This is a genomic window from Sedimentibacter sp. MB31-C6 (genome assembly GCF_035934735.1).
Taxonomy (GTDB): domain Bacteria; phylum Bacillota; class Clostridia; order Tissierellales; family Sedimentibacteraceae; genus Sedimentibacter.
The window spans coordinates 820,109-835,483 of the sequence record NZ_CP142396.1 but is presented as its reverse complement, the minus strand read 5'-3'; the positions used below and the strand labels follow the sequence as shown (position 1 = coordinate 835,483).

15 protein-coding genes are annotated in these 15,375 nt (G+C 27.2%); 8 read left to right on the top strand and 7 right to left on the bottom strand.

The window, feature by feature from the left end; all coding sequences use genetic code 11:
* Positions 1 to 9: 9 nt before the first annotated feature.
* The 8 genes from U8307_RS04050 to U8307_RS04015 all read left to right on the top strand — a co-directional run bounded on the left by U8307_RS04050 (position 10) and on the right by U8307_RS04015 (position 8,427).
* A complete protein-coding gene (locus U8307_RS04050; protein WP_326910423.1) occupies positions 10 to 1,476 on the top strand; it encodes a DUF342 domain-containing protein in 1,467 nt (488 codons plus the stop codon).
* 12 nt (positions 1,477 to 1,488) lie between these two features.
* A complete protein-coding gene (locus tag U8307_RS04045; protein WP_326910422.1) occupies positions 1,489 to 2,103 on the top strand; it encodes a chemotaxis protein CheC in 615 nt (204 codons plus the stop codon).
* On the top strand, positions 2,100 to 2,597 hold the full coding sequence (locus tag U8307_RS04040) for a chemotaxis protein CheD (protein WP_326910421.1): 498 nt from the start codon (positions 2,100 to 2,102) through the stop codon (positions 2,595 to 2,597). The genes U8307_RS04045 and U8307_RS04040 overlap by 4 nt, the downstream gene beginning before the upstream one ends.
* 48 nt (positions 2,598 to 2,645) lie before the next feature.
* Complete coding sequence (locus U8307_RS04035) at positions 2,646 to 3,959, top strand: glycosyltransferase (protein ID WP_326910420.1); 1,314 nt, start codon at positions 2,646 to 2,648, stop codon at positions 3,957 to 3,959.
* Between the two features lie 36 nt (positions 3,960 to 3,995).
* Positions 3,996 to 5,486: a CDP-glycerol glycerophosphotransferase family protein gene (locus U8307_RS04030; RefSeq protein ID WP_326910419.1), complete on the top strand. Its 1,491-nt coding sequence runs from the start codon at positions 3,996 to 3,998 to the stop codon at positions 5,484 to 5,486.
* Between the two features lie 104 nt (positions 5,487 to 5,590).
* A complete protein-coding gene (locus tag U8307_RS04025) occupies positions 5,591 to 6,538 on the top strand; it encodes an aldo/keto reductase (protein WP_326910418.1) in 948 nt (315 codons plus the stop codon).
* Positions 6,539 to 6,566: 28 nt separating this feature from the next.
* Positions 6,567 to 7,667, top strand: coding sequence for a Coenzyme F420 hydrogenase/dehydrogenase, beta subunit C-terminal domain (locus U8307_RS04020; protein WP_326910417.1), 1,101 nt, complete (start codon positions 6,567 to 6,569; stop codon positions 7,665 to 7,667).
* A gap of 67 nt (positions 7,668 to 7,734) precedes the next feature.
* Positions 7,735 to 8,427 (top strand): acyltransferase, encoded by a 693-nt coding sequence (locus tag U8307_RS04015; protein ID WP_326910416.1) that lies wholly within the window; start codon positions 7,735 to 7,737, stop codon positions 8,425 to 8,427.
* Positions 8,428 to 8,488: 61 nt separating this feature from the next.
* On the opposite strand, the gene U8307_RS04010 is transcribed toward U8307_RS04015, so the two are convergent.
* The 7 genes from U8307_RS04010 to U8307_RS03980 all read right to left on the bottom strand — a co-directional run bounded on the left by U8307_RS04010 (position 8,489) and on the right by U8307_RS03980 (position 15,369).
* Positions 8,489 to 9,568: a polysaccharide pyruvyl transferase family protein gene (locus U8307_RS04010; protein ID WP_326910414.1), complete on the bottom strand. Its 1,080-nt coding sequence runs from the start codon at positions 9,566 to 9,568 to the stop codon at positions 8,489 to 8,491.
* Positions 9,569 to 9,571: 3 nt separating this feature from the next.
* Positions 9,572 to 10,000 carry a hypothetical protein gene (locus U8307_RS04005; RefSeq protein WP_326910412.1) on the bottom strand — a complete coding sequence of 143 codons (429 nt, stop codon included), beginning with the start codon at positions 9,998 to 10,000 and terminating at the stop codon, positions 9,572 to 9,574.
* Positions 10,001 to 10,048: 48 nt separating this feature from the next.
* On the bottom strand, positions 10,049 to 11,002 hold the full coding sequence (locus U8307_RS04000; protein ID WP_326910411.1) for a glycosyltransferase: 954 nt from the start codon (positions 11,000 to 11,002) through the stop codon (positions 10,049 to 10,051).
* Between the two features lie 17 nt (positions 11,003 to 11,019).
* Positions 11,020 to 12,375 carry a Gfo/Idh/MocA family oxidoreductase gene (locus U8307_RS03995; RefSeq protein WP_326910410.1) on the bottom strand — a complete coding sequence of 452 codons (1,356 nt, stop codon included), beginning with the start codon at positions 12,373 to 12,375 and terminating at the stop codon, positions 11,020 to 11,022.
* A gap of 196 nt (positions 12,376 to 12,571) precedes the next feature.
* The gene (locus U8307_RS03990) at positions 12,572 to 12,844 is read right to left on the bottom strand and encodes a late competence development ComFB family protein (protein ID WP_326910409.1); all 273 of its coding nucleotides are present in this window, start codon (positions 12,842 to 12,844) and stop codon (positions 12,572 to 12,574) included.
* Between the two features lie 14 nt (positions 12,845 to 12,858).
* Complete coding sequence (locus tag U8307_RS03985) at positions 12,859 to 14,673, bottom strand: S-layer homology domain-containing protein (protein WP_326910408.1); 1,815 nt, start codon at positions 14,671 to 14,673, stop codon at positions 12,859 to 12,861.
* Between the two features lie 63 nt (positions 14,674 to 14,736).
* A complete protein-coding gene (locus U8307_RS03980) occupies positions 14,737 to 15,369 on the bottom strand; it encodes a PilZ domain-containing protein (protein ID WP_326910407.1) in 633 nt (210 codons plus the stop codon).
* Positions 15,370 to 15,375: the final 6 nt, after the last annotated feature.

The following is a 15,375-nucleotide window of genomic DNA, read 5'->3' as shown; positions in this document are numbered from 1 at the left end:
GGTGGCACTATGGATAAAGAAATTAGGATTGATGATAAAATTGATAACATTGAAAATAATGAAGAGAAAATTATGCCAAAGTATAATATTAGTCATCTTGTATCAGCGAATAAACTAAAAGCATATGTTAGAATTGAGTTAATTGACAAACAGGCAGAATTAGTAGCAGATGAAATAATAAATTATTTAAAAGAGTACGGCATTGTATATGGAATAAAAGAGCAGGAAATAAAAGACTATTGTGAAAGTAAAGATTATTCCAAGGAGCTAGTAGCAGCATGTGGATTAGACCCAATAAATGGGAAAGATGCAGAAATAGTTTATGATTTTGACACATCGACAGATAGTAAATTTATAGAAGAAGAAGACGGTACAATAAACTTTAGAAATTTAAATAATGTAATCAATGTAAAGAAAGATGATATATTATGTCATATTAAACCAGTTGAAGATGGAGTAGATGGAGTAGATGTTTATGGAGAACCCATAAAATTTAAAGAAGGAAAAACAGTTAGTTTTTCTAGCGGTAATAATACATATATATCAGAAAATGAGCTAGAACTAAGGGCAAGTACTGATGGATGTGTAGAATTAAAAAATGATAAAGTATATGTAGAAAATGTTTACAGGGTAAATAATGTAGATAACGAAACTGGAAATATTGATTTTATTGGTAGTGTAGTAATAAACGGAGATGTTAAGGCTGGATTTTCTGTAAAAGCAAAGGGTGATATAAAAATTCGGGGAATGGTTGAAGGAGCATTTATAGAATCTGACAGTGATGTAGTTATAAGTAAAGGCATGAATGGAATGGGGAAAGGCTCTATATATGCAAAAGGTAATGTAACAAGTAAATATATAGAGAATGCAATGGTGGTTTCTGATAAAACTGTTTACGCGGAAGCTTTAATTAATAGTGAGGTTGTAGCTAAAGATTCTGTAAAATTAAGGGGACATAATGCTGCTATTTTAGGTGGAACTACAAAAGCAATGAATTTAATTTATGCAAAAACAATCGGTAATAAAACAAATTCAGAAACATACTTGATTTTAGACTTAAGTGAATATCAAAAAAAACAAGCAGAAATAGAAAAGAATAATAAAAGAAATCATCATTTAAAAGTTGATTTGGAAAAAAAGAACAAAGAATTACAAGAAATAGAAGAAAAAGCTGCTTTAATTGAAAACTCTAGTTTAGATGATTCAAATAAAATTAATATAAAAAAACAATTTGTCTTAAAGAAAATAAAAATAAACAATGAAATATCTGAAATTAAAAGTAAGTTAAATGATGTTGTACAAACAGACAATTTAGCAGATCATAAAATAATATGTACTGGGATTATTTATTCAAATACCAGGATTACAATTGGATGGATGAAATATAATGTTAGACAAGATATTAGTTATAGCAAAATATACAATGATGGAAATGATATTACTATAGTAACATTAAATTCATCAGATATAGAGTAAGGAGGTTTACATGTGAACTATAGTGAATTAAATGAAATGCATATAGATTTATTAAAAGAAATTGGAAATATAGGAGCAGGTAACGCTGCAACCTCTCTTTCAAGTATGTTATCTAAAAGAATAGATATGAATGTTCCTGAAGTAAGTATATTGAATTTCGATGCTGCCATAGACTCTATGGGTGGTGCAGAAAATGTGGTAGTTGGCATTTTAGTAAGCTTTTCAGGAGATATAGAAGGTGTAATTTTGTTTTTATTAAAAAGAGAATTTGTCCACCTTATTTTAAATTCTTTGTTAGGGACGGAATTACATAGTTTTGAAGAAATTTCAGAAATGGAAATGTCAGCGTTATCGGAGATAGGAAATATTATGGTTTCTTCCTATGTAAATTCCATTGCTAGTCTGACTAATATGAAAATAGATATAACAGTTCCTTCTTTAAATGTTGATATGACAGGAGCTTTATTAGACGCTGTTACAGCTGAGTTTGCAGAAGTAGCAGATAAAGTTATCTTTATAAAAGAAAAGTATTTCTGCAGTGAAGAAACTGTATATAGTAACATGTTACTTTTACCTAGTATGTCATCCCTGAAAATTCTACTTAAAAAATTTGGAGTTGATATATGAGTGTAACGATTGTACGTTCGACAGTTAACGTAGGCATATCTGACATGAAAATAGTTGATGCTCCAGATAAATTAATTTCGTATGCATTAGGGTCTTGTGTAGGTATTTGTTTATATGATAAGGTTAAACAAATTGCAGGGATGGCTCACATAATGCTTCCAACAAACAATAATAAAGATAAATCAAATATTTTTAAATATGCAGATACAGGAATTACTGAAATGATTAAAAAAATGGAACTTATGGGATGTTTGAGAACTAGAATGACTGCAAAAATTGCAGGTGGAGCAAAGATGTTTGAAATAAAAAGTAATTCAGCTATAGGAAATATAGGAGAAAGAAATGTTATAGCAACAAAGGAAATACTCAGTAAGCTTAATGTAAAAATTATAGCTCAAGATGTAGGAGAAAATTATGGACGAACAATAATATTTGACAGCATTAATGGAGAATTGACAATAAAATCCTTTGCAAAGAATGTTAAGATTATATAGATAAAAACTTTCACTGCCAATTAGCAAACTAACGTAAGGAGCAAAAATATGTATATTTCACAATGTTTAATAGCAAAAAATGAAGAAAATAATATAGAATACTGCTTAAATCATCTTAAAGATATAGTAGATGAACAAATAGTAGTAGACACAGGTTCCACTGACAGAACAGTAGAAAAAGCTAAAAAAGCAGGAGCAAAAATATTTCACTTTGAGTGGATTGATGATTTTAGCGCTGCAAGAAACTTTGCGTTAGACAAAGCCAAAGGTGATTGGATTATATTTCTTGACTGTGACGAATATTTTTCAGAAGAATCTGTGAAATTGATTAAAGAATGTATAATTAAATACGGTGAAAAGAAAAATGTTGATGGATTAACTTGTGAGTTAATTAATATTGATTCAAACAATAATATATTAGCTACGGTAAAAAATATAAGTCCTAGAATCTTTAAACGAAAAGACTATATTAGATATAATAAAAAAATACATGAAGTTCTTAGTAATACAAGAACTTCAAATGCTAATCCTTTGTTATCTGATGTAAGTAAACACTTAAAAATATTTCATACTGGGTATGATAAAGAAGAAGTAAAGAATAAAAATAAGAATGAAAGAAATGAAAATTTATTAAAAAAAGAACTTGAAGAAAACCCAGAAGATTGTAAATTAAATCTTTATTTAAGTAAACAGCTTAATATGGAAGGGAAATATGAAGAAGCTCTCAATTATAGTCTCAAGTCATTAGAGTATATGGATAAAAGCTTAATTTTTGATTATTATTATACTATTTATAGCAATATTATGATAAACATGATAGCATTATCAATGCCTTATATAGATATAAAGAAAATATTCGATGAAGCAATAAAAAATTTCCCTGATTATCCAGATTATTATATGCATATAAGTACAGTTACATTGAGAGAAAATATGATAGATGAATCTATAGAGTATTTAGAAAAGTGTATCTACTATTGTGAACATTATACAAAGGATATTGAGAGTTTTACTATTGGTAAAATAGATAGAGTTTATACTAATTTACTAAATGCATATCGATTAAGTGATAATAAACCTAAAATTGTAGAGTTGGCAGTTGCATTATTAAAAACAAATAAGTACGATTTTGAAAGACTGACAATACTAATTAAAACATTTTTAACTCAGGAAAAAGAAGAAGATATCATTATATTTTTAAATAAATTATATGATATTAGTAAGTTTAAAGATAAACTATATTTGTTAAAAGCAAGCGAATTTAGTGGGGGATTAAAACTTAGTGAATTTTATAGAAGCTTACTAAACGAAGAAGAACTTGAAGTGGTACAGAATTCAAAATTAACAAATGAATCTGAATAATATATAAATTTTACTGATTAGAATAAGAGGACAAATATGAGACTTAACATTAGAAATAAAATAATTGAATTAATTCCTACTATTATAGAAGGGATAACATATGCGCAAAATGCTGAAAGCCATTTAGCAATTCAAGTATTAGATGACTGTATAAATGCAATTTCTTCAATCTTTAATTCTTTAGAATCAGGGTTATCAGAAAATAGGATATCTTTTTATGCTATAAAAATAAACTCCATAATTGAAAAAATAATGCAAATGAAGACCTTTGTTAATAACGGCCAAAATACTAAAGAAATTTCATATAAAATAGAAAACTTAATAATTAGTTTAAAAGGTAGTCTATTGGATGAATCAGAAGTTAAACTGGAAATAGTTTTTTTACCGTACAAGTCTTCGATGTGGGATTCAATGGAAAGTATTTGGAGAGCAGCTAAAGATGACCCAAGGTGTAACTGTCATGTAGTTCCAATTCCTTACTATGTTAATACAGAAAAAAATGATTTTTCTACCTTAGAGTATGAGGGTGATAATTTTAATGAAGAGGTTCCAGTAACACATTTTAAGGATTATGATATTTCTGTAAAAAAACCTGATATTATTTATTTTCACAATCCATATGATGAATACAATACTTTGACTCGAGTACCTACTCAATATTATTCTAGGAATTTAGTAAAATACACTAATATGCTGGTATATTGCCCATACTTTGTAAGTATGTCATATAGTCTTAATAAAGATGATAAAATTAATAATTTCTACAAAATGCCTGGAATTTATAATTCACATAAGGTAATTTGTCAATCCGTAGCATTTAGCAATTTTTTAACTGGTTTCGGTTTTGATTCTAGTAATTTGTTAACATATGGGTCTCCAAAAATAGATTCTGTTATTTATAATTTGCATAATAAAAATTATAATATTCCTAAAGAATGGATAAAAAAGCTTCAAGGGAAAAAGGTATTTTTATTAAATACAAAAATTTTTCACTTTAGTATAAAAGGACAGGAAACTGTTGAAGATTTAGAAAATTTAATACATTCTATTATTGATAATCCTAATTGTGCTTTAATATGGAGACCACATCCTTTAGCACGTTCTGGCATTAAGAAATATACACCAGATTTATATAACAAATACGTGAAATTAGAGGAATCAGTAGAAAAAATAGAAAATTGTATTTTGGATACTACATCTACATACCTTTTATCGTTTATTTTATCAGATGCACTTATTAGTGATGGTAGTTCTATAATAAATAATTATTTAATCACTAAAAAACCTATTTATCATTTAGAACCATATGGTTCAATTAAGACTTTTAATTATTTTACTGATCCTTCAGCATTTTATATTGATTATTTAGGTACTTCTATTACAGATTTTAGGGATATGATACTTAATGATAAAGATTATAATTTGCATAATAGATTAAAAATTACTGAAGATACATTTCCTAATCTTGATGGAAAAGCAGGGGAGCGAATACATAGTAAAATATACGACGAAGTATATAAAAAATGAAATCTTGTATTATGTCAAATTCCTCAAGACTAGTAAAAATATTTTGAAGGTCATGAGGAATTTTTATATACTTAAAAGCACATAATTCAAGGAGGTGATTTAAAGTGATTAACGGTGAAATAACAACAAGTTATAAAAGAATCTTATCAAATGGAATAAGTATACCTGAAATGGGTTTTGGAACAGATATAGCTCAAACTTGGAGAAACTCAAGTAATAGAGTTACCAAAATTTATAGAAGAACTAAACAATATTACAAATTAGTAAAGAGCAAGAATTTTAAAAGGTTAAAAGTAGATAATTCTTTGCCTAAGATTGTAAAATATGCACCTAAATTAAATTGTAGGTTATTTGATACTTCGAGAGCATATGGTGGGAGTGAATACGTATTGGGACATGAGCTTAAGGGGTATAATAGAGATGATTATTTTATAATAACTAAACTTAGTAATTTTGATCAAAAAAATAAAACAGTTAAAGAAGCTATTATATCGAGTCTTGAGCAATTAAATATGGATTACGTTGATTTATATTTAATTCATTGGCCACAAACAGATACATATTTAAAATCTTGGAAGCAAATGGAGCAAATATATAAAGAGGGACTGTGTAGAGCAATTGGAGTATGTAACTTTAATATTCATCATTTAGAAGAGTTGAAAAAAGTTGCTGAAATAATGCCAATGGTTAATCAATTTGAATGTCACCCATTATTTACTCAAAATAATTTAATTGACTATTGTAATGAAAATGGTATACAAGTTATGGCATATACCCCTACAGGAAGAATGGATTTTCGTTTAAAACGTAATAGAAAGTTAGAAATAATATCAAAAAATTATAATAAGTCAATACCACAAATTATATTAAGATGGCATATGCAAAATGGAAATATCCCAATAGTAAACACCACAAAGCTTGATCATCTAAGGGAGAATATGGATATTTTTGACTTCGAATTAACTAATCAAGAAGTCGAACAAATTAATAGTATAAATATTAATTCAAGGTTAAGATATGATCCAGATAATTGCGACTTTGACAGATTGTAATTATATATTAAATATGAGAGGTAAGGTTATGATTAATAATATTAAGAAGGAACAATGTACTGGATGTAAAATGTGTTCAGATGTATGTCCGGTTGATGCAATCACTTACCCACTAGACAAAGAAGGATTTTGGTATCCTGATGTTGACTATAGTAAGTGTATAAAATGCCAAAACTGCATTAAGTCATGTCCAAGTTTAACAAAAATTGATTTTAAGAAGAATAAGCCTGAAGTTTATTCAGGATGGATTAATAATACTGATATTAGATTAAAAAGCACTTCAGGTGGTATGTATTATGCTATGGCAAGTTATTTTATAAACTCAGGAGGATATATTGTAGGATCAAGGTATACGGGCAATTATAAAGGAGCTAAGCATATATATTCTAATACAATTGAAGGCTTAAATCAGGTTATGGGTTCCAAGTATTTTCAAAGTGATGCTAAAGGAATTTATCTTACTGTTAAAAAACTTCTTGAAGAAGGTAAGAAAGTACTATTTTGTGGTACTCCTTGTCAGGGGGGTGCATTGCAATCATTTTTGAAGAAAGACTATAACAATCTTGTTATAGCTGATTTTATTTGTAGAGGTGTTAATTCACCAATGGTCTTTAAAAGTTATATGGAAGAATTGGAGAATGAATATAATTCTGAAATTGAATTTGTTCATTTAAAAAATAAGAAAAATGGCTGGACAAGTTTAGCTACTTTAGTTAAGTTTAAAAATGGTTCTGAATATTATAAAGATAAAAATAATGATTTGTGGGTAAAAGGTTTCATTAAAGGGAATTTGTATATGAGACCTTCGTGTCATAATTGCAAATATAAAGAGTTACCAAGGATTGCTGATATAACTATCGGTGATTTTTGGGGAATACAAGGAGCAGATTCTAAAGATATGTTTAATGGAATATCAGTAATTATGGTAAATTCAGAAAAAGGGAAGAGTTTGATTACGTCTATAAAAGATTCAATTACTTTAGAAGAACAATCATTAGAAAGTGCTATTAAAGGAAACCCTTGCATATTAACATCTGCACAAGAAGGAACAGAGCGCAATCGATTTTTTAAACTTTTAGAAAAATATCCATTTACTACAGCAGTTCAAATGTGTTTTACAGATAAATAAAGCTATATTTGTATCATAAAGCATTAAAAAGTTTTAGTGGTAAAAAAATATTGATATGAGGGATTATATGAAAGAAAAAATAATTCAAAAATGTAAACATTATATATATATATTGAAAAGAATTGACATATTTAAATTTATATACTGGAATTTTATTTCTAATTGTGTAATACGAGAAGAGAAATGCTATATTTTTACAATGAAAAATTCAGTATTAGATATTGATAAAAGTGCACGAATTATTCTTAGTGGTAATAACATTACTATTGGTCATAATAAATTAAGAAAATCAAAAGCAGAAACCTATTTACGTATGGAAAAAAACTCAAAATGGATTTCAAAAGGTGGGGCAAAACTCTTTTATGATACAGTTTTAGAATTAAAAAATAACGCAATATTTGAAGCAGGGTATTTCACCGTAAATGGAGGTAGTACTATTATTGTTGCCCAAAATATAATCTTTGGAGATAATGTAATGTTAGGTCGTAATATTTTAGTTTATGACAGTGATCATCATCAAGTTTTGGATGCAGAAGGAAGGATGACTAATCCTCCTCAGAAGGTTGTTATAGAGGATAATGTGTGGTTGACATCTAATGTAACTGTACTAAAAGGAGTTCATATAGGGCAAGGTAGTTTAGTTACAGCGCAGACGTTAGTTAGAAAGGATGTTCCACATAATTCTGTAGCTGGAGGTGGAGCTACAGCTAAAATTATTAGTAATCATGCTTCATGGAGTCGTAAAAGTACTAACATTTAATTAATGCATCAATTCGAAGAAATGTCCGAAAAATTACTAATTTTCCGGACATTTCTCAATATTAAAATTTTTTAATATTCAATGACTTTTTTAAAAAGTTCAAGGAATATTCTCTAGAAAATTTAATTTTCTTATTTACTTCAGTGTAATCAATATTAAAATCAACATCTCTTAGTTTTTTAAATCCAGAGATTATTCTATTTTTAAGGCCTAAGTTTTCTAATAAATCATAAATTCTTGATGACATACTTTTAACTATATAAGTATAAAATGGTTTTTGATATAGTATTGAAAAAATAGTTCCATGAAAGGAATTAGTCACTATTATTTCTGCATTTTTAATGTACCATAGAAAGTCAATTGGTCCATCAAAGAAAAAACTATCTGAATTATTTTTAAATAATCCTTTTGGTGCCTCTGTAAAAAAATGAATAACTTTTAAATTATATTTTCTAGCTAACATATTTACAAAACTTATGGCTAATGGAGCAGTTTTATCATGATTAAGAAAGTAAAAAAATATATATTTATCTTTTTCTTTTTCACTTTTTGTATTATCAATTAATTTATCATATTCTTCTTTTTCAAGTAGTAGAGTTGGATCTAACACAGTATGAACTTTTTTTTCTGTAAATTGCTGTACAAAAGCCTCGTGAGTTTTTTCTCTGATTGATAAATAATTAAAATTAGGTATATATTTTTCAAATATCTTAGGATTTAACCTTTTATCTTCAAGTCCAATTCCAATACTTGCTGCATAAGAAATCTTAACTGAATTATCCTCTACAAAATCGAGAAAGTAAGCAGTATTGGAAAAACTAAAAGTAGTATTCCAAACCTGATCACTACCTACAATATAATAGTCAAACTTAGGACATTTATCTGAAGTCATGTCATAAATAAAGTCACTCTCAATTTCTAGATACTTTTCTCTGAATTTTTCATATTTATCTAGTTTACTAATATATTTATTTTTAATAATTTCATTTTCAAAAGAACTAGGTTTCCAATTGGGATTAAAGTTTATAACTTCTGCATAACATCCATCTAATTTATTTATTGTATATTTTAAAGCATAACATTGTAAAACAGCTCCATAATTATCACAAAAATGAAAATTTAAAATACCTATTTTCTTCATTGGTTATTCACTCTCCATTCCAAATACAACATCATTAAAATTAATTATGCTTTCTAACTCTTTACCGTTTTTCAACAGTTCATCTATTGCCTCATTGCAATGATATACTGATGTGATAACAATAACATCTACATCGGGTTCCTTACTGATAGAGTTCACATTAACTACAGGTATATCATTATACCCATATGTGAATTTTTTACATTCTTTATCAATGAAATACATTACTTGAACATCTGTTTTTATTAAGTCATTATATAATATATCAGCAAATTGTCCTAAACCATAAATAGCTATTCTTTTAAAGTTATTATCTATAAAAAACTTACTTATATTTTTATTATTGTTTTTAAGTTTCAGGTATTGCATGGACGTTAAATAACAGTATGCATATTCTTCTTGTTGATTTGTACCTCTTCGAAGATAAAACATTAAGCCACCTCATTTTTATATTTTCATTAATTTGAAAATCACTTTATACTATACATTCACATTATATTGAAGCAATTTCTCCATTCGTTGAATTCTTTCGGGGTATTCAGTATTAGTATTTATGTACTCTTTAATATATCTTTTCGTTTCATTAGCGTAAATTGTTATTTTGTCATCATAATTGTTATTCACACAAATTTCTAGGATAAGACTAGCATGATATGTATAGAAACGTTTAAGCCAAGTAACTATATGCTTATTTTCTAACATTTCGATTATTCTTTTATAAGCATGTAAACTACCTACTCTTTTAGATATATCTGCTGTATGTGAAAGAGAACTGTTACGCTTATAATAATGATACATAGGTTTTGTTATATAAATTGATTTTTTTGAATTTAGTGCTAAGTTTGTAAAAAATATAATATCTTCACAAAATGTAATATTTTCATCAAAATTTAATGTAGAGCTATCATTCATTTTAAACAAAGAAGCTCTAAATAATTTATTCCAAATATACGCACCGAAACCTTTGTATTCATCTCTTTTAAACGCATAGGTAATAAGTTTTTCTTGATTAAAAGGTTTATAATCAATTTGTTCTTGATTAATCATTGGAGTAGTAGTTTCATCAGTGTCAATGTAATAATTAGCTATTGCTATATCAGCATTATTCTCTAATAAAGCATCAATCATAACTTCATACATTCTATTTTCAATCCAATCATCTGGATCTACAAATCCAATAAATTCGCCGGTCGCATATTTTAAGCCGAAATTTCTTGCAGAACTTACACCTTCATTTTTTTTATGAATTACTTTAATTCTATTATCCCTTTTAGAATAATCATCACATATTTTACCACTATCATCAGTAGAACCATCATTTATGCAAATAATTTCTAAATTCGTGTAAGTTTGATTAGTAATGCTTTCAATACATTTTATAATGTGTCTTTCTACATTATATACAGGGACAATAATTGAGATTAAATTTTTCATAGTACACCTCATCATTGTTAATTAATTGTAATTATATTTTTGTTCTTACCATTTATGAAGTCTTCCATTATTTTTGCTAAAACAACTGATTCAATAGCTGTAAGTTTAAATTCCTTTTTTTTATTGCCGTTAATTAGGGATTCAAAATCACTAATTTCATATCTTAAACCTTCAGCATAAAATTTTGTGTAAAATTTTTCATTTTTATTAGAGTCTTCATGTCTTACTTCAAAATGTTGTGTTTTCCACCATGGAGCTTCTGCTAAAAGATATCCGTTAGTTCCTGATATAATAAGTTGACCTTCTGACTTTACTCCTAAACCAACCTTAGCAGTGGCTATAGTAGTGTCATAATATAAATAGGCTTTCGTATATAAATCTATACCATTTTTATCTACAAAGCAATCAAACCGAACTTCTTTATAATCAGTACCTAGTATTTTTATTATGGCTAATAGTGGATAGCTTGCAAGTTCAGTAAAACTACCGCCATTTTCTTCCTTTTGCAATTCTCTAATATTTCCAGAAACTAACTTCGTAAAGCATGCTTCAACATCCCGTATCACTCCAATTTCACCACTTTTAGCGATTCCTATTAGCTTTAAAAATCCTGGAGTATATGCAGTCTTAATTGCTTCCAATAAAACGAGATTGTTACTTATTGCTATATCAAATAATTCTTCAGCCTGTGATTTACTTAATACCATAGGTTTTTCGCATAATACGTGTTTTCCATTAATTAAAGATGATTTTATATATTCATAATGAGTATTATGTGGAGATGCAATATATACTGCATCAATGTCATTATAAAATATATCGATATTATCAGTATAGGTATTTAGTTCGAATTTATCAGCTAATTTTTTTGCACTTTGTAAATGTGGATTATAAACAGATTCAACATTTACACCATTTACTGCTTTTGATTCTGGCACAAATCTATTTGCTATTCTTCCGCTTCCTATAATTCCAATTTTAATAATATTATAATTAGTAACTCTTAGCATTGTACTGGAAATACCTTTTGTTCTTTCTAGATATATAACTTCACAGTACTCCTTTAAATAATCAAATTTTCCAGTCCAATCCGAGCCAACAGTAAAAATATCAATATTATATTTTAATATATCCTCGATTTTTTGGCCCATGTGGTCTTCAATTATAATTTCATCTGCAAAACCCGTTTGTTTTATATGTTCAATTCTATTTACTATAGAATCAATAATATTAAGCTTACCTCTATACTCGTCATATTGCTCTGTTGTAACCCCAACAATAAGGTAATCACCTAATTCTTTTGCTCTTTTTAACAATCTATAATGGCCATCGTGAAACAAATCAAAAGAACCGTATGTAATAACTTTCTTCAATTTTCTCTCCTTAATTAAACTAAATGATTAATTTATATACCTAATATATAATATATCGGCATTTTTCAGTTTTTTTTTAATTATATTAATTCCAATATAATGAAACTGAGAACTATTTAGGTATATTTTTATTTGTTAGGTAAAATATTCAATTAATTAAAATAGTGTAATTAAAAAAAGGAGTGATTACCCCTTTTTATTCATGATTCTTATTTTTTGAAATGAATTCAATTGCTTTAATGACTTCCTTAACAACTTCTGCGTGATTCTGACATTCTAAGGAACTGTATTCAGCAAAAACTTCACCTTTTTTTGAAGTTATATAGTAAGGTTTAAGGTTATTTAATGCCATAGCCATGATATCATCAGCACATTGTTCGCATTTGCAGATATCATTGTAATTCGGGTCAGTTTCTAATAATTTGTGTAAATAATTTTCAACGCATACTTCTAAATAATTTACTACCATTTACTTCCCCCCCTTCAATCAATAATTTCTCTATACATACCTACAACTGAAATAATTATGTCATTATAATACTTATGATAATAAATATCTTTAAAGTTATAGTATTTATTGTACAATGAATTAATATAAACTAACTCATTGTCTGAAGGACTATAATTATAAAGATTATTTATAGCATGTACAACTTCACCTCTAGTTATTGGTTTATCAGGATAAAAATAATTACCATTACCTGAAACTAAATCTCTATTTGAAATTTTGATTATTGCACTTTTTGCCCAATGGCCATTTATATCAGAGAAATTAAAGTTACTAGTAGCTGGCAATGCGTTTATTTTTGATTTAAAGCTACTTATTTTTGATAACATCTCACAAAATTCAGCTCTAGTTACATTACTATCTGGGCGAAAAGTTTTGTCCTTATATCCTGAAACATATCTTTTTTTACTGCCCATTGAGATATAATCCCTTGCCCAATGATTATCTATATCCGTAAATTTATTTTTTAAATAAGCAGTTGTGTCATAGGGAAGGTCATTTATTCTGCAAAAAATAGTTACCATTTCTGCTCGTGTAATTGGTGAATCTGGGTTAAAATTAGTAGAATTGACGCCATTCATATAAGCAGGAATTAATATTTCAAAGGTACTCGCAGTTTCCTCTGTTTTTTTATATTTTAGACCTTTATTTTCAAATAAATCCTCAGTATATTTATAATCATGCACATCATAATCCAATGAATGCTTACGAGGTCTTCTTCTGGATGTAATTTTAGTAGATGCAACAGATCTATTTCCAGCTTTATCAACAACTGTAAAATAGTATATACCATCATAATTTATTATTGTATTATGTTTATAATTAAACTCTTTTATATCATCTTTACCTTTACTTATTGGAATATATTTTCCATCAAAAGTTATTAAATAATCCAGTCCAAAGTCATCTTTAACATCTAATTCAAAAGTATAATCATTCAAGAAACTAATATCTATATCAGGTCTTCTGTAATCAATTCCCGTAATATTGAAATTAAATAATTCTTGAGAATTAGTATCTGATTTAACAAGAACTTCATAATTACCATTATCATCGTATATGTCCATACTAGGAATAGTTGTGTAATTATCGTTATCAGTAAAATTGTATCCAGAATATTTTACAATTGTACTATAGTCATCATAGTTTATAGGTGAAAGTGTTATTAAAAGGTAAAATTCACCTTGCTTAATTACTTTATAATCATATTTTTCATCATCAACATAAATAGTGAAGCTAAAAGGAACATTGTTTTCTAATTTATTCAAGTAATAATTAATTTCATTTGATATAGTTGTTTTGTTATCAGGGGTAACTACTGAACGTACCTTATCGAGATTCATATAAAAAAGTACTTGCTTTTTTTCATAGTCATATTTAAGTTCATAGTCGAAGAATATATCATCTCTATCATCTTTATTGGAATATTTATTATCATCATCATCATCTTCATCAATATCTTTAACAGTATAAAAAATTGTTTTAGGATTTCTTCCATAGTAAATAGTGAATGGATATTTTCCATCTTTATCTACTATAAATGATGCAGATTTTCCTATAACTTGGTAACCAGAAGGCAGGTATATATAAAATTCATCGTCTTCGTCTTCTTCTATCCTTCTGTTATTTATATAACGATATGGTGTTATAGTGATTTCCTTAAAATTTGTACCAGATACGTCTTCTACGTCAAAGCTAGCTCTTAAAGTGTTATCTTCTGCGCCATAGCATGTACTATTTATGTTAAAAATTATTACAATTGTTGCAATAATAATTAATAATTTTTTCATTAAAAACTCCTTTTGTTTCAATTTTATGTATTTGTTGACTTAGGAATATGTAATATTTAAAATTCATCTGCCCTTGTATAATTGAAGTTGCCTATCAAAAAGATATTTTAATATTATAGACTCATCACTATTTGAAGTATTTAAAAAAATACATCCATAATTGTTTGATATTACATTATTAGTTTCTTCATCAATAATATCATCGATTCTTATAACCTTAGCTTCTAAAAATATAGGTGTAGATTTAAAAGTTTTAAAACAAAATATAATTCTATCATTAATTTGAAATTCAAAATTAGATGATATTAACATTCCTCTTATACTTAAATTATGCAAGTTGATTTTTATGCGAGGTAAATCTTCAGTTAAATCTTCATCATCTCTATAAATCTTATCTAAATAAAAGGTCAAGTTGGTATTAACCTTCAAAGCAGTTCTGCGTTCTATGACTGGTTCTACACCTATGATATTAGCAGTAATTTGTTTGCTTGAAGCTACGCTCACCTTACATAGATAAGGAAATATTCCTTTAAGGGAATCATATACATATATATATATTTTTGTATCATAACTTAAAACTGGCAAATTATTTCCTTTAACAATAATCGTCGGTTTATTTAAGTTTAACAACCTACCTTTTCCTATAAATTCTTTTTTAAAATCATAAATTTTAACTAATGAAGATCTATTAATCATACATAC

Coding starts and splice junctions, on each gene's coding strand:
- U8307_RS04015 (WP_326910416.1), top strand. CDS start 7,735: ATGAAAGAAAAAATAATTCAAAAATGTAAACATTATATATATATATTG.
- U8307_RS04040 (WP_326910421.1), top strand. CDS start 2,100: ATGAGTGTAACGATTGTACGTTCGACAGTTAACGTAGGCATATCTGAC.
- U8307_RS03985 (WP_326910408.1), bottom strand. CDS start 14,673: ATGAAAAAATTATTAATTATTATTGCAACAATTGTAATAATTTTTAAC.
- U8307_RS04010 (WP_326910414.1), bottom strand. CDS start 9,568: ATGAAGAAAATAGGTATTTTAAATTTTCATTTTTGTGATAATTATGGA.
- U8307_RS04000 (WP_326910411.1), bottom strand. CDS start 11,002: ATGAAAAATTTAATCTCAATTATTGTCCCTGTATATAATGTAGAAAGA.
- U8307_RS04030 (WP_326910419.1), top strand. CDS start 3,996: ATGAGACTTAACATTAGAAATAAAATAATTGAATTAATTCCTACTATT.
- U8307_RS03980 (WP_326910407.1), bottom strand. CDS start 15,369: ATGATTAATAGATCTTCATTAGTTAAAATTTATGATTTTAAAAAAGAA.
- U8307_RS04020 (WP_326910417.1), top strand. CDS start 6,567: ATGATTAATAATATTAAGAAGGAACAATGTACTGGATGTAAAATGTGT.
- U8307_RS04050 (WP_326910423.1), top strand. CDS start 10: ATGGATAAAGAAATTAGGATTGATGATAAAATTGATAACATTGAAAAT.
- U8307_RS04005 (WP_326910412.1), bottom strand. CDS start 10,000: ATGTTTTATCTTCGAAGAGGTACAAATCAACAAGAAGAATATGCATAC.
- U8307_RS03990 (WP_326910409.1), bottom strand. CDS start 12,844: ATGGTAGTAAATTATTTAGAAGTATGCGTTGAAAATTATTTACACAAA.
- U8307_RS04035 (WP_326910420.1), top strand. CDS start 2,646: ATGTATATTTCACAATGTTTAATAGCAAAAAATGAAGAAAATAATATA.